General features: G+C 75.7%; 17 protein-coding genes and 1 pseudogene. 12 read left to right on the plus strand and 6 right to left on the minus strand.

The features are described from left to right. The first annotated feature begins 3421 nt into the window (after positions 1–3421). The gene (locus ACTEI_RS37215) at positions 3422–4972 is read left to right on the plus strand and encodes a hypothetical protein (protein ID WP_145831000.1); all 1551 of its coding nucleotides are present in this window, start codon (positions 3422–3424) and stop codon (positions 4970–4972) included. Positions 4973–5173: 201 nt separating this feature from the next. On the opposite strand, the gene ACTEI_RS21045 is transcribed toward ACTEI_RS37215, so the two are convergent. The 4 genes and pseudogenes from ACTEI_RS21045 to ACTEI_RS21060 all read right to left on the minus strand — a co-directional run bounded on the left by ACTEI_RS21045 (position 5174) and on the right by ACTEI_RS21060 (position 8153). Then, positions 5174–6034, minus strand: a complete 861-nt coding sequence (locus ACTEI_RS21045; protein WP_122979215.1) for an EamA family transporter — start codon at positions 6032–6034, stop codon at positions 5174–5176. A 15-nt stretch (positions 6035–6049) separates the two neighbouring features. Then, positions 6050–6261, minus strand: a pseudogene (locus tag ACTEI_RS21050) (hypothetical protein); the annotation flags it as partial. Between the two features lie 101 nt (positions 6262–6362). Then, a complete protein-coding gene (locus ACTEI_RS21055) occupies positions 6363–7121 on the minus strand; it encodes a L,D-transpeptidase family protein (protein ID WP_239082434.1) in 759 nt (252 codons plus the stop codon). Between the two features lie 165 nt (positions 7122–7286). Further along, a complete protein-coding gene (locus tag ACTEI_RS21060) occupies positions 7287–8153 on the minus strand; it encodes a CAP domain-containing protein (protein WP_145830999.1) in 867 nt (288 codons plus the stop codon). 300 nt (positions 8154–8453) lie between these two features. On the opposite strand from ACTEI_RS21060, the gene ACTEI_RS21065 reads away from it, so the two are divergent. The 9 genes from ACTEI_RS21065 to ACTEI_RS21105 all read left to right on the plus strand — a co-directional run bounded on the left by ACTEI_RS21065 (position 8454) and on the right by ACTEI_RS21105 (position 19362). Then, the gene (locus ACTEI_RS21065) at positions 8454–9785 is read left to right on the plus strand and encodes an acyltransferase family protein (RefSeq protein WP_122982306.1); all 1332 of its coding nucleotides are present in this window, start codon (positions 8454–8456) and stop codon (positions 9783–9785) included. Between the two features lie 279 nt (positions 9786–10064). Continuing rightward, positions 10065–10562, plus strand: coding sequence for a chemotaxis protein CheW (locus ACTEI_RS21070; protein WP_122979217.1), 498 nt, complete (start codon positions 10065–10067; stop codon positions 10560–10562). Further along, on the plus strand, positions 10559–11782 hold the full coding sequence (locus ACTEI_RS21075; protein ID WP_122979218.1) for a CheR family methyltransferase: 1224 nt from the start codon (positions 10559–10561) through the stop codon (positions 11780–11782). Before ACTEI_RS21070 ends, ACTEI_RS21075 begins: the two co-directional genes overlap by 4 nt. Beyond that, positions 11734–12219: a hypothetical protein gene (locus tag ACTEI_RS37835; protein WP_122979219.1), complete on the plus strand. Its 486-nt coding sequence runs from the start codon at positions 11734–11736 to the stop codon at positions 12217–12219. Before ACTEI_RS21075 ends, ACTEI_RS37835 begins: the two co-directional genes overlap by 49 nt. Beyond that, a complete protein-coding gene (locus ACTEI_RS21085) occupies positions 12216–12749 on the plus strand; it encodes a chemotaxis protein CheW (RefSeq protein ID WP_122979220.1) in 534 nt (177 codons plus the stop codon). Before ACTEI_RS37835 ends, ACTEI_RS21085 begins: the two co-directional genes overlap by 4 nt. Next, entirely contained in the window at positions 12749–14212 is a 1464-nt protein-coding gene (locus ACTEI_RS21090; protein WP_239082433.1) for a methyl-accepting chemotaxis protein, read from the plus strand. Before ACTEI_RS21085 ends, ACTEI_RS21090 begins: the two co-directional genes overlap by 1 nt. 1 nt (position 14213) lies before the next feature. After that, positions 14214–16319 (plus strand): hybrid sensor histidine kinase/response regulator, encoded by a 2106-nt coding sequence (locus tag ACTEI_RS21095; RefSeq protein WP_122979222.1) that lies wholly within the window; start codon positions 14214–14216, stop codon positions 16317–16319. After that, positions 16316–17374, plus strand: coding sequence for a chemotaxis-specific protein-glutamate methyltransferase CheB (gene cheB, locus ACTEI_RS21100; RefSeq protein WP_122979223.1), 1059 nt, complete (start codon positions 16316–16318; stop codon positions 17372–17374). Before ACTEI_RS21095 ends, cheB begins: the two co-directional genes overlap by 4 nt. Further along, positions 17371–19362 carry a response regulator gene (locus ACTEI_RS21105; RefSeq protein WP_122979224.1) on the plus strand — a complete coding sequence of 664 codons (1992 nt, stop codon included), beginning with the start codon at positions 17371–17373 and terminating at the stop codon, positions 19360–19362. Before cheB ends, ACTEI_RS21105 begins: the two co-directional genes overlap by 4 nt. 12 nt (positions 19363–19374) lie before the next feature. On the opposite strand, the gene ACTEI_RS21110 is transcribed toward ACTEI_RS21105, so the two are convergent. Beyond that, positions 19375–21882, minus strand: coding sequence for an FtsX-like permease family protein (locus tag ACTEI_RS21110; protein ID WP_122979225.1), 2508 nt, complete (start codon positions 21880–21882; stop codon positions 19375–19377). Next, complete coding sequence (locus ACTEI_RS21115; protein WP_122979226.1) at positions 21879–22646, minus strand: ABC transporter ATP-binding protein; 768 nt, start codon at positions 22644–22646, stop codon at positions 21879–21881. The genes ACTEI_RS21110 and ACTEI_RS21115 overlap by 4 nt, the downstream gene beginning before the upstream one ends. Before the next feature lie 147 nt (positions 22647–22793). Between ACTEI_RS21115 and ACTEI_RS21120 the strand changes: the two genes are divergently transcribed. Together ACTEI_RS21120 and ACTEI_RS21125 are read left to right on the plus strand one after the other, a co-directional pair. Continuing rightward, on the plus strand, positions 22794–23927 hold the full coding sequence (locus ACTEI_RS21120) for a sensor histidine kinase (protein ID WP_122979227.1): 1134 nt from the start codon (positions 22794–22796) through the stop codon (positions 23925–23927). Positions 23928–23946: 19 nt separating this feature from the next. After that, a complete protein-coding gene (locus tag ACTEI_RS21125) occupies positions 23947–24585 on the plus strand; it encodes a response regulator (RefSeq protein WP_122979228.1) in 639 nt (212 codons plus the stop codon). Positions 24586–25216 lie beyond the last annotated feature (631 nt).

The raw sequence follows: 25216 nt of genomic DNA on the forward strand, positions 1-25216 counted from the left end.
GCCCGCGCCGCGCGTCATCAAGAGCGACCCACCCGTCACGCCGCGGGTCGTGGGAACCGCGCAGCCGACTCCCCCGGCGCGGGTGATCGGCCCGGCCGCGCCGCAGGTCCCGGCTCCGCCGGCCACCGCCTCGACTGCGCCGGCCGACGCCGGCGCCCGCCCGCCGGCCCCCGCCGTTCCCCACCTGCCAGCCGCCGGCCCGCCGACCGGCGCCGCTGCCAACCCGGCCGGCGGTGCCGCTCCCAATCCGGCGACCGGCGCGGGTGCCATCCCGCCGGGCGGGGCCGGTGCCATCCCGCCGGGCGGGGCCGGTGACAACCGGCCGGGCCGCGCCAGTGAGAATCCGGCGCTCGGCACCGGTGACAACCGGCCGGGCCGCGCCGGTGAGAATCCAGCGGCCGGTGCTGCCTCGGATTCGCCGGATTCGTCCGCTCTGCGGTCGTCGCGGGGCGAGGTCGGGCCGCAGGGTTCGGCGTCGGCGGAGCTTTCCGACAATTCCGGTACGCCGGTCGTCTTCCGGAACGAGTCGAACGCCGAACCGACCGTGCCCCTCGCCGCTCCCGGCCTCGATCCCGGCGCTCACGCCGGCACCGCGCCCGGCGGCCAGACCGGTGACTCGCCGTATCCCGGCGCGCCCGTGGACCAGCGGTCCAGCGTCCGAGGACAGCACCAGATCGCCGGGCCGGAACGACGGTCGGCGCTCGATTCCGCAGACGTCCCCCTCGATGGCCAGTCGACCGGCTCCGGGCCGGTCGCGGAACAGGGTCCGAGCGGGGACGCCGGGATTCCCGCGGGAAGCGGCGGCTATGCACGGCCGGGCGTTCCGCAGCAGCGCGCCGGACGTACACCGCGGACGGCACACGTCTTCCTCGCCGACGGTGACGGACCGTGGGCGATCGTTCCGGACGAGGTGCCGCCCGCGGCCGGCCGGCCGGGCGGCCCCGTGTGGGGTTCGATGCCCGGCGGCCGGCCGACGGTGCCCATCCCCGGCCCGGACCACGCGCCCGCCGGGATGCCGCCTGCCGAGACGCCGCACGGCGGAATGCCCGCCGGCACGATGCCCGCCGCCATCGGACAGCCGGCCGTGCCGACGGCCGGCGCCGGCGTACCCGGCCCTGACCAGCCGACCATGCCGACCCCCGACACCGGCGCACCTCGCCCCGGCCAACCGACCCCCGACACCGGCGCACCTCGCCCCGGCCGGCCGATCATGCCGGTCGCCGACACCGGTGTGCCCGGTCCGGACCGGCGCGTCATGCCGGCTGCCGGCACCGGTGTGCCCGGCCGGGTGATGGCGCCGGGCGCGGGCCAGCCCTCGACCGAGGTGGAGCGGTCGGTGCCTGCGCCTGCGGGCGCGGGCGCGCCGGTTCCGATGACATCCGGCACCCAGGCCGCACCTGGCGTCGACCTGACCGTCGCGGGGCCTGGTGGCCGGGCCGGGCACGTCCCGACCACGCCGCCCGCGGATCCGGCCACGCCCGGCGCGGGCCAGCCGACCGCCCCGGCCGCACCCGCCTCGGGGCGTCCGGTCGCACCACCGCCCGGCTTCGTGCCGCCCCACCACGGGCCGTCGGTCACACCGCCCGCTCCCGGTCCGGGACGACCCGCCGATCCAGCCGTCGCCGTCCCGCGGGAGCCCGGGACCCCGCTCCCGGGGCGGCCTGTCGGGCCGCCACCCGGCCTCGTGGCATCCCAGCCGGGGCAACCGGTGGCGCCGGCGCCCGGGCCTGCCACACCCCGCCCCGGTCGACCCGTCGCTCCACCGCCCGGCTTCGTGGCACCCGATGCGGGGCCCGTTTCCGGCCCGGCCGTGCCCCGCTTGGGACAGCCGGTCACGCCGCACTTCGGACAGCCGACCGCGTCCGCACCGGGCGCAGCCACCGGCCAGCCCATCGTCACCGCGCCCGGCGCCACGGCAGCAGCCAGCGGCCAAGCCGACACCACCGCGCCCGGCGCCACCGCGGCAGTCAGCGGCCCACCCGACACCACCGCGCCCGGCGCCACCGCGGCCGATGCCGCCCAGCCGGTCTCCCCGGCTGCCCAGTGGGCACCCGATCAGCCGGGTCACCGGCCGCACGTTCCGTGGCAGGCTGCTCCGCAGCCGGTCTCGCCCGCGGAGCGGTCGGCACCCACCGAGCAGGGGCAGCCGATCCACTACCGGACACCGCCGGGACCGTGGGCTGCTGGACAGGCACCGGGCATCGAGCATCCGGCAGCTGCCGCCGAACCGTGGGCCACCGACAGCGCCGCCCCCGGCCAGACGCCCAGCGACGCCGCGCACCCGGTGGGACCGTGGGCTGCCGGACGACCGGGCGTCGGGCAGCCGACCTCTCCCGCCGGTTCCTGGGCCGCCGCTCGGCCCGGTCCGGACCAGATGCCCACTGCCTCGGAGCCACCGGCGGCCGCCGCCGCACCGTGGGCCGCCGATCGACCCGTTCCCGCTCAGGCGCCCGGTGGCACCGCGCCGGCCGTGTCGGCTGCGGAGCAGGCGGCGGCCACCCGGCATGGGTACGCGGGACAGGCGGACACCGCCGCAGGGCCGTGGGCGGCCGGGCCGCACGCCACGGCTCGGAGCGGTGCCCCAGGGCAGCCGGTGTCCGGGGCCCCGCGGGGCGGATATCCATCCGGGGACGGGCCGACGGGCGAGCTTCCGCAGATCGTGTCACCGGATGACGGTTGGGGCCCGCGAGCCGGGCAACGGCCGGTGTCCCCGGCACCGGGCAGGGCATGGCTGCCGGCGCCTCGGCCGGTACCGGAGTCGACCGTCACCGGCGGCCGGCCGCCGGTGGGTGATCCATCCGCCGGGTTCGGCGGCGACCACCGTGCCCCGGCCGGCGCTGTCCCGGTGCCGCGTACCCCCATCGATGTTTCCGCGCAGTGGGCGGCCAGCGGATCCGGGCGGCAGGCGGAGGGCCCAGCGTACCCGCCGACCGGCGGCGGAGATCCGCACCAGGCGCCGACCGGCGATGGCGCGCAGCCGGCGACAGCCGGCCCGGAGCCACGGCCCGCGCCGGCTGACGGCGACCCGCAACCGGGGGCTGTCGCTGGCGGTTCCGCGGGGCCGTCCACCGGCAGCTCGAGCGCGCGGCCCGCGACGGCAGGCGACGGCACTGCGACGCAGGCGCCCGCCGGCACGTCCGTGTGGCCCGCTACCGCAGGCGGCCAGCAGACGCCTGCTCCGGGGACCGGGCAGCGCGGCGGTTCCGGCGGGCCTGCCGCGCCGGCGCCGACCCGCCGTGGCTCGGCAACGGACGGAGACACGGCGGCAACCGGCATCCACTCGGCGACGGCCGGGCAGCCGGCGGCACCCGGCGACCGCACGGCGACGAGCGGAGACACCGCGGCAACCGGCACCCGCACGGCGACGAGCGGAGACACCGCGGCACCCGGCACCCGCACGGCGACGGATGCGGAAGCAGCGATGGCCAGCGGCGGCCCGGTGACGGGCGAGGAGCCGGCGCCGTACATGGATCCGGACGGCACCTGGCACAACCTCAAGCCGATCGCCCGGCTGACGGTGTCCGGACCGGATCAGGAGCCGCGGCGGTACACCGACACCGCGTTCGGCAGCGGCTGGTTCGTGGCCAAAACGCCGGCGACGCCCTCGGCCACGGCAGCGGGCGGTGCGGATGCCGGCGAGAGCGGCGGCAAGGGGGCGGCCGGTGCGGCGCCCCGGGACGGGTCGGCGCGTGCGGACGCGGTGGGCAGCGGGGCGTCGCGCGGCAACGGACAGGCCGTGGACGCGACGGCGGGCGACGTGGCGCGCGGCGGCGACGGACGTACCGGGAAGGGCGCGGCATCGGCGGATGGCGACCGGGCGGCGGAGTTCGCGCACGCGGACGCCCACCGAGCCGCCGGGTCTCCGCGAGCCGACGCCGGCCAGGCCCCAGCGTCTCCGCGAACCGAACCCGGCCAGGGCGCGGGAATTCCGCGGACCGACGGCCAGCAGACCGCGGAGAATCCGCAGACGGACGGCGGCCGGGACGCCGGGGTTCCGCGGGCGGACGGCGACCGGGACGCCGGGGTTCCGCGGGCGGACGGCGACCGGGACGCCGGGGTTCCGCGGGCGGACGGCGACCGGGCTGCGGACCCTCCGCGGCAGGCGAACGATCTCGGCAAACACCTGCCGCTGTCCGCGGCCGATCTGGACGCCATCCGCTGGCGGTTGGACGGCGGCACCCTCCGGGAGGTCGTCGACGACCGTGACGCCCTGCGTGAACTGGGCGAACGCCTCGACGGGCCGCTCACCGACGAGGCCGACAACATCGTCAAGGCGGGGTTGCTGAGCGTACGGGCGGAGGTCTACCGCCTGCTCGGCGAGCTGGGCATGGCCGCCGCGGCGAGCCGGCTCGCCCTGGCGCACGCCGAGTCGGCGCAGGACGAGCAATCGATGGTGATCGCCCAGGCGGAGCTGGCGCACGTGCTTCGGCTGCGCGGCGACTGGAGGGAGGCGGACCGGCTGTTCCAGCGGGCGGTCGACTCCGAGGTGCCGGCGGCGGTGCTCAGCGTGGTGCACGAGAACGCCGGGCGCAGCGCGTTCGACCAGGGCCGGCACATGGAGGCGCTGGATCATTTCGCGCGGGCGATCCGGCTGGGCGCCGCGGACGACACCGATCTGGTGGAGCGGATCGGTGTGTGCCTGGAGGCGGTCTACATTCACGTGCTGCGCGACGGGTGGGGGCCCTATCCGCGGCGGGCGGAGGAGATCCGGACGCCGCTGGGCGGCCGCGGCGCGGCGGACCCGAGCGGGCCGCCAGCCGGCGAGACACAGCCAGCCACGGAAAGCCAGACCGCCGAAGGCCAGGCCGCTGAACGACAAGCCGCGGAAAGGCAGACCGCCGAACGACAGGCCGCTGAACGACAGACCGCTGAACGACAAGCCGCGGAAAGGCAGACCGCCGAACGACAAGCCGCCGCGTCCGACGCGCTCGACGAGCGGACCGCCGAGCAGCCGATCATCGGCGAGAGGTAGGCGCCCCGCCACGGCAGCACGCCGGCGTGCTGCCGTGGCGGGGCTCCGTCGCCGCGGTGCGTGGACGTGCGGCGGCCGTCACCGCGGTACGTGGACGTGCGACGGCCGTCACCGCGGTACGTGGACGTGCGACGGCCGTCACCGCGGTACGTGGACGTGCGACGGCCGTCACCGGTACGGCGCGAACCCGTGCGGAGCCGTTCACACCGGCACGCTCTCGCGCTGCGGCGCGGACCGGCGCCCCAGCGTGACGCCGACGCTGGCGAGGGTGACCAGCAGCAGCGCGGCCACCTCGACCGGGCCGAGCCGCTGGCCGAGCACGAGCAGGCCGGCCAGCGCGGCGGCGGCCGGTTCCAGGCTCATCAGGATGCCGAAGACCCGGGTGGGGATGCGGCGCAGGGCGTTGAGCTCCAGGCCGTACGAGATGACCGAGGAGAGCAGGGCGACCGCGACGCCGCCGAGCAGCAGGTGCGGGTGGTCGGCGACGGCGTGCGCCCCGGCCAGCCCGAACGGCGCGACAAGCGCGGCGCCGACCGCGAGCGAGACGGCCAGCCCGCCGGTGCCCGGGATCAGCGCGCCGACCCGGGCGCTGAACACGATGTAGCCGGCCCAGCACAGCCCGGCGAGCAGCGCCAGACTCAGGCCGCCGAGCGGGGCGGAGCCGCCCGAGTGCAGGCCGAGCAGGAGCACCCCGGCGCCGGCCAGCAGCGCCCAGCACAGGTCGACCAGGCGGCGGGTCTGCACCAGGGCGAGCAGCAGCGGGCCGAGGAATTCGACGGTGACCGCGGTGCCCAGCGGGACGGTCCGGATGGCCAGGTAGAAGATCAGGTTCATGCCGGCCATGAACACGCCGAGCAGGGCGGCGGCGCGCCACGCGGCGGCCGACCAGGCGCGCAGGTCGGGCCGGGTGAGCAGGCCGAGGATGAGCGCGGCCAGGGCCAGGCGCAGGAAGGTGACGCCGGCCGCGCCGAGGTCGTCGAAGAGCGTCCGGGCGATCGCGCTGCCGAGTTGCACCGAGGCGATCGCGGCCAGGACCAGCAGGGGGGCGGGCACGCGTCTCATGGGGCAGAGAGTGCCTCATCCGGTTCGCAGCGCCATCACCGGATCCAGGCGGCCGGCCCGCTGGGCGGGGAATCGCAGCGCCACCACCCGATCCAGCGGCCGGCTAGCTGGGCGGGGACGACGCCGAAGACGATGCCGACCGCCGCGGACACCCCGAAGGCCGGGGTCATCGCTTGTCAGGTGAGCGCGGCCGGGACCGCGCTGAGCCCGTCGACCAGCAGCGCCGCGGTCGGCGCCGGGCAGTCCCCCGGAGGTGGTCAGCAGCACCGGGGCGCACCGACGAACGGGCCGCCCCGCGAAGGGGGCGGCCCGGGCCGGGCGGTCCGGATCAGGTGCCGGGACGACGCCCGAACACCTTCACCGTCATGCCGATCTTGCCGATGCTCCAGTACTTCTTGGCGTCCTGCTCAAGCAGGTTGACGCAGCCGTGCGAGCCACGCCACTTGTCGTGGAGGTACGTGGTGGTCTGGTGGAACCCGCGCCCGCCGATGAAGCGCTGCCAGTAGGGCAGCCACACCTCGTACGGGTCGGACCATTCCTTCCTGGTCCGCTTGTTGATCTTGAAGGTACCGGCGGGCGTCTCGTAGTCGTCCATGCCGGTGCGGGTGACGGTCGGCTTGACCGACAGCTTCCCGTTCTTCATCACCCAGGTCGTCTGACGGGTCAGATCGACACAGAAGGTGACGCCCTTCTTCTTGGGCTTGCAGGCCGAGGTCTTCGTCGTCGCCAGTCGCTTGGCCACGTCGTAGGTGGTCGGTCCGGCGAGGCCCTTGGCCGGCTGGATGCCGAACCGCTTCTGGAACTTGACGATGGCCGTGCAGTCCGCGGCGGACTGCTTGCCGTCGACCGTCACCGTGCCGTAGCCACCCAGCCGCTTGAGATAGCCCTCGACCTGCTTCTGGTACTTGCCGGTCGCGCAGGACGAGGCCGCCGCCCGGGTGACCACCGTGGTGGCCGCCGTGGCGGTGACCGGCGCGGTCCGCGTAGCGGCGCCGGCGCCGGCCGGTGCCAGGGCGAACGCGCCGAGTCCGCCGCCCACCACGGCGGCCAGCGCCGCCGTGGTGAGACGCGCGGTAACACGTTTCACTGCCAAAATCACATCCTCCCCAGGAGTGTCTTGGGCACATCGAAGCACAGCGGCCCCACCGGCCGGATCAGGGGAAGGGACGGTGACATGAAACCGGGATGTCGGTGGCGTCCCGTCCGGATGTGCTTCGAGGCGACCTCCACTCACGGGGAGTCGCGTTTCGGCCTACTTCGGGGTGGCGAAGTCCTGGACCCAGTACGGCGTCCGGTCACGGTCGAGCGCCAGGCCGACACCCATCTCGTCGAGCCGGCAGTCGACGATGTTCTCGCGGTGCTGCGGGCTGTTCATCCAGCCGTCCATCGCCTCCCACGGGCTCTCCTGCCCGCGGGCGATGTTCTCGCCGTACCAGCGCCAGTGGTAACCGGCCTCGCTGACCCGCTCCCCCGCGCGGTCGCCGTTGGGCGAGGTGTGCTCGAAGTACTCACGGCGGGCCATGTCCGCGGCATGCCGGTTGGCCGCCTCGATCAGCCGCCGGTCGAGGGTGACCGGGCGGCAGCCGGATCTTTCGCGCTGCCGGTTGACCAGCGCCAGAATCTGCTGCTGGACCGGGGAGCGCGGGCTGGACGAGACGCTGCGCGCGGTGACCGCGGTGTGCGAGGCGGCGATCGGGTCGACCGCCGCGCCGGCGACGTCGTTGCGGGGCCGCACGACGGGTCGGATCCGGGTCTCGGCCGGCCGCTCGGCCGGCGCCCGGTCGACCAGGACACGGGCGGGGCCGCCGGCCGGCGAGCGGGTCGGCGCGTCGGCGGGCGAACGGGTCGGCGCGTCGGCCGGGGGGTCCGCGGGCGCGGCCGGCGGCGCGTCGAGCGGCGGCGCCGGGGTGCCGGCGGCGGCCGGTGGGCTGATCGCGGGGCCGGCGTCCGGGCCGGCGGGCGGCGAGCCGGCGGGCCGGTCGCCGCCGGACAGCGGGAGCCCTGAGGCGGTGACGCCCGCGGAGTCGTCCGGTGGCTCCTGCGCCAGCGCGCGAGTCGCGACGACGCCCCCCGTGATCAGGGCGGCGGCCACGCCGAGCACAACCAGAGGCTTACGCATACTTCGTCGATTCCCCTCCTCAGCGCGCCCCGGTCCGGCCCGGGGCGCTCCCGGAGTTGACCAACGTCACAGACGGGTGGCGGTCACTTCACCGCCACGCCCGGGATCGGGTGCCAGAACTTCGAAGACCTTTGATGCGTACGGCCTGAGCTGGGCAAAAGCGGGTCGACCCGGGACGCACGCGTCGCACAGTCGCACCGGAATCGGGCAGTCTTCCCGCTATCGGGGTAATCCGGTAAGGCGTTCTTGCCGACCGCGCGGCTGTCCCGGAGCCTCGGGGCCCGTGGCTACGGTTCCCCGGTGCGTAACCGATACCTGGACCTGCTTCGTGCCGCAGCCATCGTCCGGGTGATCGTCTACCACCTCTTCGGCTGGTCCTGGCTGTCCATCGTGATGCCCGCCATGGGCGTCATGTTCGCGCTGGCCGGATCGCTGACGGCGGCGTCGCTGGAGAAACGCCCGGCCGGCCGGGTCGTCACGTCCCGGCTGCGCCGGCTGCTGCCGCCGCTGTGGCTGCTCGGGCTCGTCGCCGTCCCGGTGATGATCTACCTGGGCTGGGCGCGGGAGGAGGACGGCGAACACCCCTTCACCCCATGGAAACTGGCCTTCTGGATCCTGCCGCTGGGCGACCCGCCCGGCAGCGAGCTGGGCATCGACGCGTGGGAGCCGCTCTGGTACATCCGGGCGTACGTCTGGTTCGTGCTGCTCTCGCCGGTGCTGTGGTTCGCCTGGAAGCGGATGGGCCCGGCGTGCTGGCTGCTGGTCATCGCGCCGATCGCGGCCATCGTGCTGCTGGACCGGACCGGCTTCGGACTGCCGGAGGCCGCCGACGTGGTGATGTGGGACTTCGTCACCTACGCGGCGTGCTGGCTGATGGGCTTCGCGCACCGTGACGGGCGGCTGCGCCGGCTCAGCCCGGCCACCGTCGTCCTGCTGGCGGTCGTGCTCGGCGCCGCCGCGCTGCAGTACCAGAACGGTCACCAGGGCGAGGACGCCTGGGACCTGAACGACGTCTCCGAGTCCCAGTCGCTCTACTCGCTGGCCTTCGTGCTGCTGGCGCTGCGCTGGCAGCCGGGCATGGGCTGGCTGGCCCGGATCCGGCCGCTGGACCGGGCGGTCACCCTGCTCAACGCCCGGGCGGTGACCGTATACCTGTGGCACAACCTGGCCATCGCGGCGATCTGGCCGGTGCTCACCTTCCTGGCCTTCGACGATCTGGGGCGTCTGGAGAAGCCGGTCACGCTGGGCGTGACGTTCGCGCTGACCGCGGTGGCGGTGGTGCTGTTCGGCTGGGCCGAGGATCTGGGCGCGCGGCGCCGGCCACGGTGGTGGCCGGACACCGCCACCGCGCCCGCGGTGTCCGCCGCGCCGGCCGAGCCGGCCCCACCGGCGCCGGCCGTCACCGGGGCGACCCCGGCCGGGTGGCCGGAGGTGGGCCGGGACGGCGAGCCGTACGCGGGCGGGGCGCCGGTCGGCCGGGACGGTGAGCCGTACGCCGGGCGGCCCCCGGCCGGCGCCGGGCGCACCGGGCTGCCGCTGACCGGGTGGCGGATCGGCAGCCAGCGGTCGCGCCGGGAGGCGAAACGGGACGAGGACAACCTGATCCCGACGTGGTGGGCGCCGAAGGACTGAACCCGGCGAGGGGAGCCGGCCGGCTCCGGCGTGCGCGGCGGAGGGCGGCGCTGCGCGCCGGAGCCGGCCACCTCACCACCGGCCCGTGCGGCGGCCGGCCGGCGCGGGATCCCGCGCGGCGGGGCTCGGTGGCCGGCCCGGGACGGGTGGGTCGTACCGGAAGGGTGAACCGCGGGCGACCGCGGACCGCGAGCGGCAGGTCACCCGTGGTGACCGAAACATCGGGCCAAAGCGAGCGAAGCTCGCAAATCCCGGCCGGAGTGAGACTAGCCTGATCGCGTGGGGCAGCAAGGACAAGCGCTGGTTCCGGCGCTCGACGCCGGACTCGTCGCCTTGGTCTTCCGCGCCGGCCCGCTGTTCTGCGCGATTTCCCTGGACGAGGTCGTCGAGACCATGCGGCCACTGCCCACCCGTCCGCTCGCCGGCACCCCGCCGTACGTCGCGGGCCTGACCATCCTGCGCGGCGAACCCTCTCCGGTGATCGACGTGGCCCGCCTGCTGACCGGGACCACGTCCGATATCGATCGCTACGTCGCGGTCCGGGGCGGGCCGGGCCCGGTGGCCTGCGCGACCGGCCCGGTGCTCGGCGTGCGGACCGTCCACGCCACCGCGCCGGACGGGCCGAGCACGCTGTTCACCGGCGCGTCACGTGCGCTGGTCGCGGCGGTCGGCACCGTCGGCACCGAGCCGCTGCTGGTACTGCGCAGCATCCGCTCCGTCCCGGACGAGGTGTGGGAGGCGGCCGCGCTGGAGGCCGGGGCGGGAGCGCCGACGTGAGGAACACCGATCCGCCGATCGTCCGGTTCCGCCAGATCCTGGAGCGACGGCTGGGCTGGACCAGCGCCGGCAACGCGGCGGTGCCCGTCCGGCCGGTGCTCGCCGAGCGGGCCGCCGCGCACGGGCTGTCCGAGAACGCCTACCTGAGCCGGCTTACCGGGCGGGAGTGGCCGGAGGAGATCCAGCGGCTCACCGAGCGGCTCAGCATCACCGAGACCTACTTCTTCCGGCACGGCGACCAGTTCCGCGCGCTCGCCGAGCGGGTGCTGCCGCAACGGATCGCGGCCCGGGCCGGGCAGCGCGCCCTGCGGCTGCTCTCGGTCGGCTGCTCCTCCGGCGAGGAGGCGTACTCCCTGGCCATCACCGCGCACCGGGCGCGTCCCGGACAGGACTGGATCGTGTCGGTGCTCGGGCTCGACGCCAACCCGCAGATGCTGCGCCGGGCCGAGCGGGCGGTCTACCCGGAATGGTCGCTGCGGGAGACCCCGCCGGACGTCCGGGCCCGGTGGCTGCGGCGCACCGACGACGGCTTCCGCGTGGTTCCGGAGATCACCGCGTCGGTGCAGTTCGTCGAGCACAACGTGGCCGGTCCGGACGAGCCGCTGGTCTGGCAGCCCGGCCGGTACGACGTGATCTTCTGCCGGAACCTGCTGATGTACCTGACCCCGGCCACCGTCGGCGGCCTGCTGCGGCGGATCACCGACTCGCTGGCCGCCGGTGGCGCGCTCTTCCTCGGGCACACCGACTCGCTCGGCAGCGATCCGGCCGGCCTGTCCGTGGAGCACTTCGGCGACACGGTGTACTACCGGCGCGTGGTCGTCGGGCAGCCGGCGGTGCGCGGCGGGCCCCCGCCCCGCCCGGCGCCCGCGGCCCCGCAAGCGCCGGCGGCCCGGTCGACCCCGGCAGTCCCGGCGGCCCCGCCCCCCGCGGCCCCGACAGTCCCGGCCCCCGCGACCCCGGCAGTCCCGGCGGCCCCGCCCCTCGCACCGCCTCGGCAGTCCTGGCGGCCCCGGCCCCCGCGGCTGCAGTCGCAGCGGCCCCCATTCCTGACCCGGCAGTCCCGGCGGCCCCGGCCCCCGCGGCCCCGGCAGTCCCGGCGGCCCCGGCCCCCGCGGCCCCGGCAGTCCCGGCGGCCCCGGCCCCCGCGGCCCCGGCGGACGTCCGGACGCGGGTGCTGGAGTTGCTGCGCGACGAGCGGTTCGCCGAGGCCCTCAAGCTGAGCCCCGCGCTGCTGTCCCACGGCCACCGCCGCGATCTGCTGCTGTACGGGGTGCTGCTGGCCCAGGGCGGCCGGCTGGCGCAGGCCCGGGACGCCGCCCACCGGCTGATCGACTCCGACGGGCCGGACCCGGACGTGCACCAGCTGCTCGGCGTCTGCCACGAGGTCGACGACCCGGAGCAGGCGGCCGGGCAGTACCGGCTGGCGGCGTACCTCGATCCCGGGTTCGCCATGCCCCGGCTGCGGCTGGGGCTGCTCGCCCGGCGGCGCGGCGACGCGCGGGCCGCGGCCACCGAGCTGACCGCCGCGCTCGACCTGCTGCCCGGCGAGAGCGAGGAGCGGATCACGCTGTTCGGCGGCGGGTTCGGCCGGCTGGCGCTCACCTCGCTGTGCCGGGCCGAGCTGGACGCCACGACCGGGGAGGGCAGCCGCCGATGACCGAGCAGATCCGGTCGCGGGTGGAGCGGCTGCGCAGCGACTTCGACCACTCGTTCGCGGTGCCGGCCCGCACCCTCGATCACGAGACCGTGGAGCTGCTCGCGGTGGCGGTGGGCGGCCGCTCGTACGCCCTGCGCCTGTCCCAGACCTCCGGCCTCTACCCGGATCGCCCGGTGACGCCGCTGCCCACCCCGGTGCCGGCGCTGCGCGGGCTGGCCGGGTTCGCCGGCGTGGTGGTCCCGGTCTACGACCTGGCCACCCTGCTCGGCCATCCGGTCGTGGAGGAGTGCCGCTGGCTGGTGCTGGCCGCCGGGACGCCGCCACTGGCGCTGGCCTTCCACCAGCTCGACCACCACGTCCGGGTGCCGGCCGCCGACGTCGTGGACGGCTCCGGGGCGTCGGCTGCCCCGGGCTGCCTGCGCGGGATGGTGCGGCTGCCGGACGGCGACCGGCCGATCGTCGACGTGCCGGCCACCCGCGCCCTGGCCCACCGGACGGCCGGGCATGAGCACTCGGAGGTGAGCCCATGATGACCGGACCCACATTCGGCCGCAAGCTCGGCATCGGCGTCGGGATCACCAGCGCCCTGACCCTGCTGTCGGTGGTCCTGTCCGCGATCTGCCTGGTGTTCGTGATGAACGCCAAGGACCGGGTGATCGCCGCGGCCACCCGGGAGCTGACCGGCGCGGAGAACCTCAACCGCCTGATGGAGAGACGGCTCGCCGACTACCGCGGCTACCTGCTCTTCGGCACCCAGCAGTTCGCCGACGACACCGCGCAGGACCGCGCCGAGTTCCGCGACCAGCTGAGCCAGATGCAGACCAGCGACGACCCGGTGGTCCGGTCCATCCTGACCCGGGTCGCGGAGGCCGAGGAGAAACACGCGGCGGCGGTCGACACCGCGATGGCCGCCCGCGCCCGCGCCAAGGACCCGCTGGCCGCGGCTCAGGAGTACGGCACCCCGGCGCTGCAGCTGCGCAGGCAGGTGCAGGCCGCGCTGGAGGAACTGAACACCCGGGTCCGCAGCGACGTGGAGAGCGACCGGCGCGAGTCGTCGCGGCAGGCCACCATCGCCATCCTGGCGATCGTCGCGCTGGGCCTGGCGACCACCGGCGCCGCGATCCTGGTGGCCTGGCGGCTGAGCCGGGACCTGCGCCGCGAGGTGGGGGCCGCGGTCGGGCACATCCAGAGCTCGTCGGCGCAGCTGGAGGCCGCCGCCGCACAGCAGGTCAACGGCGGCCGGGACCAGGCGAGCGCGATGAGCGAGATCACCACCACGATCAACGAGCTGCTGATCACCTCCCGGCAGATCGCCGACAGCGCCCAGCGGGTCTCCAAGATCGCCGAGGACACCGAGTCGGCGGCCCGCAACGGGGACGCGACGATTCAGGAGACCCGGGCGTCGATCACCGCGATCCGCACCCAGGTGGACCAGATCGTCCAGCACATGCTGGCGCTGGGCGAGAAGTCCCAGCAGATCGGGGTGGTCGTGGACCTGGTGTGGGAGCTCGCCGAGCAGACCAACATCCTGGCCATCAACGCCACCATCGAGGCGAGCGGGGCGGGCGAGTGGGGCCGGCGCTTCGCCGTGGTGGCCGAGGAGATCCGCAAGCTGGCGGACCGGACCGCGGCGTCGGCGAAGGAGATCCGGGCGCTGATCGACGACGTACGGGGCGCGGTCAACACCACGGTGATGGCCACCGAGATCGGCGCCAAGGCGGTGGACACCGGGGCGCGCCAGTTCGACAACGCCACCAACGCCTTCCGCCAGATCGCCCAGCTGGTGGCCACCACCAACGACGCGACCCGGGAGATCGAGCTGTCCACCAAGCAGCAGACCACCGCGGTGGAGCAGGTGAACGTGGCCGCCTCGGACACCGCGCGGGTGTCCCGGGAGACCGAGGCCACCGCGGTGCAGACCAAGCAGACCGCCACGCACCTGAGCAACCTCTCCGGCGACCTGCTGGAGCTGGTCGGGACCCGGGGCCGCTGAGATGCCGGGCAGCCGGGACCCGCTGCGCTACTTCCGGGTCGAGGCGCGGGAGCTGGTGGAACAGATCAGCTCCGGCGTGCTGGACCTGGACCAGCGGCCCGGGCCGGAACCGATGGCCAAGCTGCTGCGGGTGACGCACACCCTCAAGGGCGCGGCCCGGGTGGTGAAGCAGAAGGAGATCGCCGACCGGGCGCACGAGTTCGAGGAGATCCTGGTGCCGTACCGGGACGACCCGGGCGCGCTGGCCGCCTCCGACATGCGCGAGCTGCTGCGGCTCAACGACGAGATCAGCGCCCAGGTGGCGGCACTGTCCGAACCGGCGCCGGAACCGGAACCGGCGGCGGGGCCGGAACCGGCGCCGCGGCCCGAGTCGCCACCGGCCGCCCCGGCGCCGGCCCCGCCGCCGGCGGAGATGCCGGAGCCCGGGCCGGGCCCCGCGCGGTCGCCGACCGAGGACCTGGACCACCTGCTGGACTCGATCGCGGAGGCGAACGCCCGGATGGCGCCGCTGCGGTCCGGATGCCACACCCTGGAACGGCTGCACCGCAGCGCCGAGGCGCTCGCCGACCAGCTGCGCGGCGGCCGTACCCCGCCCGCGGTCGCCCGGGCCACGGCGCAGCGGCTGGCCGGGGAGCTGGGCGCCGCCGGGCGCCGGCTGACCGACGCGGTCGACCAGATCGAGCGGGGGCTCGACGACGTACGGGGAAAGGCCGAAGGGCTGCGCCTGGTGCCGGCCGGCAGCATCTTCACCGCGCTGCGCCGGGCGGTCCGGGACGCCGCCGACAGCGAGGGCAAGCGGGTCGCGTTCGTCACGCAGGGCGCCGAGGTGAAGATGGGTCTGCACCTGCTCGGCCCGGTCAACGCGGCGTTCCTGCACGTGGTGCGCAACGCCGTGGTGCACGGGGTGGAGCCGGCCGCCGAGCGGCTGGCCGCGGGCAAGCCCGCCGAGGGGACGGTCACCTTCGGGGTGCAGCGGCGCGGCCGGTTCGCCGCGTTCCGCTGCACCGACGACGGGCGCGGGTTCGACGTGGCCGGGCTGCGCCGCAAGGCCCAGGCCCAGGGCCTGCTCACCGTGGACGCGGGCGGCGGCGAGACCGAGGTCCTCGACCTGGTGCTGCACGGCGGCCTCAGCACCTCCCCGGAGGTGACCGAGGTGTCCGGCCGGGCGATCGGGATGGACGTGCTGCGTGACGTCGCGGCGCAGCTGCACGGCGACGTGAGGATCTTCAGCACGCCCGGCGCCGGGGCCACCGTGGAGCTCGTCGTGCCGCTGGCGCTGCTGAGCATGACCGGGCTGCTCGTCGAGGCCGGCGGCATGGTGGTCTCGCTGCCGCTGGACGCGGTCCGCGCCTGCGTGCGCCTGTCCGCCGCGGAGGCCGCCACCGCGGCCACCACCGGCCGGCTCGTCTACCAGGACACCGCCGCGCCGTTCCGGCCGCTGGCCGAGACGCTCTACACCGGGCGGGCGGTGCCGGACGCCACCGGGCCGGGCGCCGCCGTGGTGATCCACACCGGGGACGGCACGGTGGCGGTCGGGGTGGACCGGCTGTGCGGCACCCACGCCCTGGTCGCCCGCCCGCTGCCGGAGCTGGCCCCGTCGATCCCGGCGGTCGGCAGCGTCACGGTCGACGCGGACGGCAACCCGCGGCTGGTGCTCGAACCGCTCGGCCTGGCCGGCGACATCCTGCGGAGCGCGGCCGGCGGCGCTCACGCCGAGGTGACCGCGCCCGCTCCCCCGCTGCCCATCCTGGTGGTCGACGATTCGCTGACCACCAGGATGCTGGAACGCAGCATCCTCGAATCGGCCGGCTACCAGGTGGACCTGGCCGCCTCCGGCGAGGAGGGCCTGGAACGGGCCCGGTCCCGCCGGTACGGCCTGTTCCTCACCGACATCGACATGCCCGGCATCGACGGCTTCACCTTCGTCGAGCGCACCCGCGCCGACCCGGAGCTCGCCGCGGTCCCGGCCATCCTGGTCAGCTCCCGCGCCAGCGCCGCCGACCGGGAACGCGGGATGCGGGCCGGGGCCAGCGCGTACATCGTCAAGGGCGAGTTCGACCAGCAGGAGTTGCTCGCGCACATCCGCCGTCTGGTGGTCCGGGCATGATCCGGGTGCTGGTCGTCGAGGACTCCCCGACCATGCGCCACCACCTGCGCGAGGCGCTCGCCGAGGACCCGGAGCTGCAGGTGGTCGGCGAGGCGGTGAGCGGGGAGGAGGCGATCGACATGGCCGCCCGGCTGCGCCCCGACGTGATCACGATGGACATGATGCTGCCCGGGATCAGCGGGCTGCAGGCCACCGAGCACATCATGGCCGAGCACCCGACCCCGATCCTGGTGGTCTCCTCGGCGGACCGGCAGGAGCTGTTCAGCACGTACAACGCGCTGGCCGCGGGCGCGGTGGACGTGATGGAGAAGCCGCGCGGCGACGAGTCGGACGCGGATTGGAAGCCGCGGCTGCGCCGGGCGCTGCGGATGGTGTCCCGGATCCGGGTGATCACCCATCCGCGGGCCCGGCTGGACGGGCGGGCCCGGCAGGGATCCGCGCCGGCGTCCCCGGCGGCCGCCCCCACCAGCACGCTGGCCGTGGTCGCGGTCGGCGCGTCGACCGGCGGCCCGGCCGCGCTCACCGAACTGCTGCGGGAGCTGCCGCCGGACTTCCGTACGCCGGTGCTGTGCGTGCAGCACATCGCGGCCAGCGAGCAGTTCGCGGTGGCGTTCTCCGACTGGCTGGCCGGGCAGACCGGCCGCAACGTGCGCTACGCCGGCGACGGCGTGCCGGTGCGCACCCTGACCGGTCAGGTGCTGCTCGCCCCGCCGGACCGGCACCTGTACGTCCGGGAGCACACCCTGCGGCTCTCCGACGGCCCGCTGCGGCACTCCTGCCGCCCCTCGGTGGACGTGCTGTTCGAGTCGGTGGCCGCCGAGTACGGCGGTACCGCGGCCGGCTGCCTGCTCACCGGGATGGGGCGTGACGGCGCGTCCGGGCTGCTGCAGATGCGCCACCGGGGCGCGGTGACGTTCGCCCAGGACGAGCAGAGCTGCACGGTGTACGGGATGCCCCGGGAAGCGGTGCTGCTCGGCGCGGCGCTGTACGTGCTGCCCCCGGCCCGGATCGCGGCGCGGCTGGCCGAGCTGCGGCCGGTGGTGAGCCGCCGATGAGCCCGACCGTGCTGATCGTCGACGACAGCCTGACCGTACGGATGGACCTGCACGACGCGTTCTCCGACGACGGCTTCCGCACCATCCTGTGCGCGACCGGCGCCGAGGCGCGGGACGCGTTCGCCAACGCCAAGTTCGACGCCGCCGTGCTGGACGTGCTGCTGCCCGACGCGGACGGCCTGGACCTGCTCACCGAGCTGCGCGGCTCGCCGGCCCACGCGGACGTGGTGACCATGCTGCTGTCGGTGGAGAGCGAGGTCGCCGACCGGCTGGCCGGGCTGCGCATCGGCGCGGACGAGTACGTCGGCAAGCCGTACGACGCCGGGTACGTGGTGGCGCGTACCCGGCAGCTGCTCGGCGAGGCGACCCGGGGCGAGGACGCCGCCCCGACCGTCCTGGTGATCGACGACAGCATCACCTTCCGGGAGCGGCTGCGCGACCTGCTGGAGGCGGAGGGGTACGCGGTGCTGGTCGCCGGCAGCGGCGAGGAGGGCCTGCGGATGGCCGCCGACCGCCGCCCGCACGCGGTGATCGTCGACGGGGTGATGCCGGGCATCGACGGCGCCACGGTGATCCGCCGGGTCCGGCTCGACCCGGCCCTGCGCGACACCCCGTGCCTGCTGATGACCGCCGCCGAGGACTACGCCACCGAGATGCAGATGCTCGACGCCGGCGCCGACGGCTTCTTCCGCAAGCAGCAGGACCTGGCCGTGGTGCTGGCGAAACTGGCCGCGGTGCTGCGCCAGACCACCGAGCAGCTGCCGATCGAGGCGACCGGCAGCCTGCACGGCCCGGGCAAGGTGCTCACCGTCAGCCCGAACCGCGACGAGCTGGAAACCTGGGCCGACGCGCTGCGCGCCGAGGGGTACGACGTGGTCGCCTGCTCCGGTGTCGACGACGCCCTGGCGCTGCTCGGCGAGCAGCCGGCCGACTGCATCGTGCTGGGCCTGGACGACGACCCGGCCCGGGCCCGGCAGGCCTGCCGCCGGATCCGGCAGGTCCCGCAGATCGGCGACCTCCCGTTGATCATGGCGGGCCACGACGACGCGATGCTGGACTGCCTGGCCGCCGGCGCCGACGACTACGTGCGGCTGGCCGACGTGCCGGAAGGGCTGCGGGTGCACGTGCGCGCGCAGATCCGCCGCAAGCAGTCGCACGACGAGTCCCGCCGGATCCGCGAGGAGCTGATGCGCCGGGAGCTGGACGCGGCCGAGGAGCGGGCGGCCCGCCGGATCGCCGAGACCCGGGCCGCGATGGTCGAGGAGCTGGAGTGGCGCAACCGGGAGCTGGAGGCGTTCTCCGGCTCGGTCTCGCACGACCTGCGCGGCCCGCTCCAGGTGATCAGCAGTTTCGCCGAGCACATGCTCGACGAGGCCGACGACGAGCCGCTCGGCGAGCAGACCCGGCACCGGCTGACCCGCATCCACGCCGCCGCGCTGCGGATGGCCGACCTGGTGGAGTCGCTGCTGATCCTGGCCCGGGCCAGCCGCGGCGAGCTGCGCCGCACCACCTTCGACCTGACCGCCACGGCCCGCCAGGTGTGCGCCGAGCTGGCCGCCCGCGAGCCGGAGCAGAAGGTCGACTTCGAAATCCAGGAGGGGATGACCGCGAACGCCGACGAGGGGCTGGTCCGGGTGATCCTGGAGAACCTGATCAGCAACGCGGTGAAGTTCACCCGCAAGGTCGAGCACCCGCTGGTGCAGATCGGCTTCCGGGACGGCCGCTACTTCGTGCGCGACAACGGCGCCGGTTTCCCGACCGGCAAGGCCGGTGAGCTGTTCCGGCCGTTCGCCCGGCTGCACGACGCGCGCGACTTCCCGGGCACCGGGATCGGGCTGACCACGGTGCACCGGGCGGTGGAGCGGCACGGCGGGGAGATCCGGGCCGAGGGCGGGGAGGGGCAGGGCGCCACCTTCTGGTTCACCCTGCCCCCGGCCGACCCCCTCCCCGGCCCGGACCGGCGTGGCCAGGCCCGCCGGTCCGGCTGAGTCCGCCGCGGATCAGTCGGTGCCGAGCGCGTGCACCGGGCTGACCCGGGCCGCGCGCCGGGCCGGCAGCACCCCGGCCAGCGCGGTCAACGCCACCAGCGCCACGAACGCCACGACCAGCTGCCAGACCGGCACCGTGAGCGGCGCGTTCACCCCGGTCGCCTGCAGGGCCAGCCAGGCGTACGGGACGCCGAGCAGCAGCCCGAGCACCGCGCCGATCACGCCGTACAGGGCGGACTCGGCGGTGAGCATGGCGCGCAGGCCGCCCCGGGACATGCCGATCGCGCGCAGCAACCCGGACTCGCGGACCCGCTCGACCACCGACAGCGCGGTGGTGGCGCCCACCCCGACCACGGCGATCAGCACGGTCAGGCCGATCAGGCCGAGCGCGATGCCGAGCAGCGCGGTCATCGCCGAGTCGACCCGGTCACGCTGGTCGGCGAGCACCTCCACGGTGAAGTCGCCCGCCCCGCCGGTCACCGCGCGCAGCGCCCGCAGCCCCTCTGTCCGGGCCTGCTCGGTGTCCCCGGCCGCGTCGGCGAGCAGCCCGGAGTACCCGGCGCCGGCCCCGAGCGCGCTCAGGTCGGCCGGGGTGACCAGCATCCAGGTGTGCAGTGGCGCGTCGTCGCCGAGCACCGCGACCACGGCCAGCCGGGCCTTGCCGCGCCGGGCGGTCACCTCGACGGTGTCGCCGACGTCCAGCCCGGCCAGCTCGGCCAGGGAGCGGGCGATCACCGCCCGGCCCGGGCCCAGGTCGTCCACCGAGCCGTTGCGGACGTCCAGGTCGCGCAGCCGGGGCAGCGCGGCCATGTCCAGGTCGGTGACCGCCACGTCGTCGAGCTGTCCGACCTTCACAGCGTCCAGCCGCCGGTACGGGGTGACCCGGGTGAGCTGCCCGGCGGCCCGCGCCCGGTCGGCGGAGCCGGCCGGCAGGGTGGCGCCCGCGCTGCCGGTCAGCTCGAAGTCGGCCGGGGCCGAGGCGGCCAGCTCGCGGTCGCCGAGCACCCGGACCGACGCGCCGCCGACGAGCACCCCGGCGATCAGCGTCACGCCCAGCGCGACCACCACCGACACCGCGGCGGCCCGGCGGGCGCTGCCGCCCACCCCGCCGATCGCCAGCCGCCCGATCGGGCCGAGCCGGCGCAGCGGCCAGCCGGCGACCGCGAGGACCGGCCGGACCAGGACCGGGCCGAGGGCGATCAGGGCCACGAAGGCCAGCGCGCCGGAGGCCACCACGGCCAGCAACATGGTCTGGGCGTCGTGGTCCCGCGCGTCCGGGCTGGGCAGGTTGGTGGCGACGTACCCGGCCAGGGCCAGACCCGCGGCGAGCGGCAGCAGCCCGGCGACCCAGCGCAGCCGGCCGATGCCGGTGCGCGCGCCGGTACCGGCCGCGGCGCGCAGTGCCTCCAGCGGCGCGACCCGGGAGGCGGAGACCGCCGGGGCGAGCACGGCCAGGACGGTCATCAGCACCGCGAGCAGGACGGTGCCCAGCGCGGGCAGCACCGGCACGCCCGGGGACAGCACATTCCAGCCGATCCCGCGCAGCGCGGCCGGGACGAGGTGGCCGGCGGCGAGCCCGGCCAGCACCCCGGCCACGCCGGTGACCAGGCCGGTCAGCGCCCCCTCGGTGGCCAGCGCGCGGAACGTCGCGCCCCGGCCGGCGCCGACCGCGCGCAGCAGCGCGAGCTGGCGCATCCGCTGGGCGAAGACGATCCGGAAGGTGCTGGCGGCGATCAGACCGGCCGCGGCGACGGCGACCGCGACGAACATGGCGACGACGGCGAACACCTGGTCGATCTCGGAGGCGGCCGACCGGGCCTCGTCGAGCCGTACGTCGGCCCCCGTGGCCACGTCCGGTCGCTCGTCCGCCTTGACCGCGGCGAACACCGCCTCGATCCGGCCGCGTAGCCGGTCGGCGTCGGCGCCGCCGGCCAGGTCGATGTCGATCTGCTGCAGGTAGTGCTCGCCGCCGAGGGCGACCACGGTGGCGGTGGGGGCGTACGCGTCGTAGCCGAAGTCCTGCGGCGCGTCGACCACGCCGACCACCCGGAGCGCCGTCTTGCGCCCGGTGCCCGGGTCGACGGTGGCCGACGAGCCGACGTCGAGGCCGAGCAGCTGCACGGTGCGCGGGGTGACCGCGATCTCGCCGGGCGCGCTCGGGTAGCGCCCGGACCGCACCGTGACCAGCGCGAGCGGGCCGCCGCCCGGGTCGGCGGTGACGTTGAGGTACTGCCCGCCGAGCTGGGCGCCGAGGCTGGAGCGCCCGGCGGCGCCGGCGACCCCGGGCAGCGCGGTGATCGCGGCCAGCTCCCGGTCGGTGACCGTGCCGTCGCGGACCACCAGGTCGACGGCCTCCGGGGTGCCGCTCAGCCCGTCCAGCACGCTGCGTTCGGTGATCTGCTGGGCGAGCACGGTGGCGTAGACGACGAACGACGCGACCAGCACGGCGAGGCCGGTCAGCAGCATCCGCGCCGGGCGCCGGGCGACCCCGGCGAGCTGGGTGCGCAGGACCGGGTTCATCGGCCGGCCGCCAGCGACTGCAGCGCGTCGGTGACCGAGGCGATGTCCGGTCGGTGGATCTCCCCGGCCAGCCGGCCGTCGGCGAGCAGCACCACCCGGTCGGCGTAGGCCGCGGCGCCCGGGTCGTGGGTGACCATCACGATGGTCTGGCCCAGGTCGCGGACCGAGTCGCGGAGCAGCCCGAGCACCTCGGCGCCGGAGCGGGAGTCCAGGTTGCCGGTGGGCTCGTCGGCGAAGAGCACCTCGGGCCGCGACACCAGGGCCCGGGCCAGGGCGACCCGCTGCTGCTGGCCGCCGGAGAGCTCGCTGGGCAGGTGGCCGAGCCGCCCGGCCAGTCCCAGCGTGGTGACCAGGCGGTCGAACAGCTCGGCGTCCGGCTTGCGGCCGCCCAGGTCCAGCGGCAGGGTGATGTTGCCGGCCGCGGTCAGCTGCGGGAGCAGGTTGAACGATTGGAAGACGAAGCCGATCCGCTCCCGGCGCACCCTGGTCAGCACCTTGTCGGACTGGCGGGTCAGGTCGCTGCCGCCGAGCAGCACCTGACCGGACGTGGCGGTGTCCAGCCCGGCCAGGCAGTGCATCAGGGTGGACTTGCCGGACCCGGAGGGGCCCATGATGGCGGTGAAGCGGGCACGCTCGAAGCCGACCGTGACCCCGTCGAGGGCGCGTACCGCCGTGTCGCCGGCGCCGTACACCTTGACCAGATCGACGGCCGCGACCGCCGCCAGGGCGTCACGGCCGATCGGGGGTGACGATTGCGTCTGCATGCAAGCTCCAAGATTGCGGTGAATCGGACACCAGGATCCTGATCGATCCCGCCGCCCGGCACATCGGCTCGCGGACCGGCTTGCGGGCGCGGCGGGTCTTACTTTCGGCCGATGGGGCCGGCCCGGCGGCCACCTACGCTGGGGACGATGAACCGTGTCCTGGTAGGGCTGCTGCAGGTCGCCGGGCTGGGCGCCATGGCGCTGATCGGCCTGGTCGACCTGAGCGCCGGCATGACCGCCAGCCCGCTGCTGGGTGGCCAGATCCTGCTGGCGATGGCGGCTGCCGCGGTCTGGCTGCCGCACTACCGGCCCGGCTCACGGATGCTGCCGATCGCCGCGATCGCCGTCTCCGGCGTCTCGCTGGCGGTCACCGCGGCGCTGGTGGTCATCGGTCCGTACGGCGGGCCGTGGGGGCTGGCCGAGTCCGCCGCGCTGCTGGTCGTGCTCGGGATGGTGGCCCGCGGCGCCCGGCCCGGTCCGGCCGTCGTCGCGCTGGTGATCACCGGTGCGGCGGTCAGCGTCATGCCGCTGCGGGCCGGCCAGTCCGCCATCTACGGCACGTTCAGCCTGGTGCAGGCGCTCGGCGCGGCCGGCGCCATCGGCCTGGGCGTGGCCCTGCGGATGGCCGCCAACAACCGGCAGCGCGCGCTCGACTCGGTCCGCGCCGAGCAGCGCGCCGAGTTCGCCCGGGACCTGCACGACTTCATCGCCCACCACGTCACCGGGATCGTGGTGCAGGCCCAGGGCGCCCGGTTCGTCGCCGAGCAGGACCCGAAACGGGTGCTGCTGGCGCTGGAGCAGATCGAGCAGGCCGGCACCGAGACGATGGCCTCGATGCGCCGCATGGTCGGGGTGCTGCGCGATCCGGACTCGCGCCCGGACGCCCCGCTCGCCCCGGTCGCCGGGGTGCCGGAGCTTTCCCAGATGGCCGAGCAGTTCACCGCGGCCGGTGGCCCGCCGGCCCGGCTGCACCTGCAGGGCGATGCGCACGGGCTGCCGGTGGAGGTGTCCACCTCGGCGTACCGGGTGGTGATGGAGGCGCTGACCAACGTCCGCCAGCACGCGCCACAGGCCACCGCGGTGGACATCTGGGTGCGGCGCGCCCCGGACCAGCTGCTGATCCGGGTGGCCAACGACGGCCCGGCGCCGCGGCCGTCGCTGGACCGGCCGGGGTACGGTCTGGTCGGGCTGACCGAGCGGGTCCGCGCGGCCGGCGGCCAGATCGTGTCCGGGCCGGGCGTCGACGGCGGCTGGGTGGTCGACGCGGTGTTCCCGCTGTGAACTCGTACTGGGGTGACTGTTGATACGCGTACTCGTCGCGGACGATCAGGCGCTGGTCCGCACCGGATTCGGCATGATCATCGGCGCGCAGCCGGACATGGAGGTGGTCGGCGAGGCGGCCGACGGCGTGGCGGCGGTGGAGCTGGCCCGGCGGCTGCGCCCGGACGTGGCGCTGTTCGACATCCGGATGCCGAGGATGGACGGCCTGCAGGCGTTGCGGCTGCTCGCCGGGCCGGGCGTGGCCGATCCGGTCAAGGTGGTCATGGTCACCACCTTCGACCTGGACGAGTACGTGCACCAGGCGCTGCGCAACGGGGCGGCCGGCTTCCTGCTCAAGGATTCCGGACCGGCGCTGCTGGTCGAGGCGGTCCGCGCGGCGGTCTCCGGGGATGCGCTGATCAGCCCGTCGATCACCGTACGGCTGCTGGAGCACCTGTCGCCCCCGGCGCCACCCGGCGACGACGGCGGTCTCTCCCCGCGGGAGCTGGACGTGGTCCGCCTGATCGCGCGCGGCCGGACCAACGCGGAGATCGCCGCCGAGCTGTTCATCTCGGTCGGCACCGTGAAGACACACCTGGGCAGCGTGCAGGGCAAGTTGGGCGCGCGGAACCGGGTCGAGGTCGCCGCCTGGGCCTGGGAGCGCCGCCTGGTCAGCTGAGCCGGCCCGCGGCCCCGCGCCGGGCCCCGCGCCGGGCCCCGTGCCCGGCCCACGCGACGCCCGCTCCACCCCGGACCGCCGCGCGCCCCCGCCTGACGCCGACCCCGCTGAACCACCGCCACCACCAGCGGCCGCAACTCAGCTGGCGCACACAGGCGTAATCCCGCCCCGCAAACCACCCCCCCGGCCACCAGCCGGCGGCATCCAGCTGGCACGCGCGGCGGTCATTCCGCCCGCACCACCAGCCGGTGGACGTGGCCGGCGGTGCGGGTGGTCGTCGCGCTCGGGCAGCCATCGCCGGGGCGCCGGGACGCGGCTGGGCCCGGCGCCGTGGCGGCGTCGCGCGGGAGCGGCACGGGACGTGGCCGGGAGGCCTGCGGGCGGGGCCACAGCGGCGTACCGGGAAGGGGTTTGCTCCTGATGCGCGTGCCGGTGACCGTCGTGAACTGCTGCGGGCCGGGGTGGACGCCCGCACCGGGACCGATGTGGATCGTTCCGCCTGGCCGGGTGGTCACCGGTCGGCGGCGGCACGCCGGGGTCGCGCCGCCCCGGCCGTGCGGTGCGGTCGCTGCCGCCGCGTGACCGTGCGGCGGCGGCTTCCCGGGCGCGTTTCGCGGAAGCCGCCGCGCCG

Source organism: Actinoplanes teichomyceticus ATCC 31121 (assembly GCF_003711105.1).
GTDB lineage: Bacteria > Actinomycetota > Actinomycetes > Mycobacteriales > Micromonosporaceae > Actinoplanes > Actinoplanes teichomyceticus.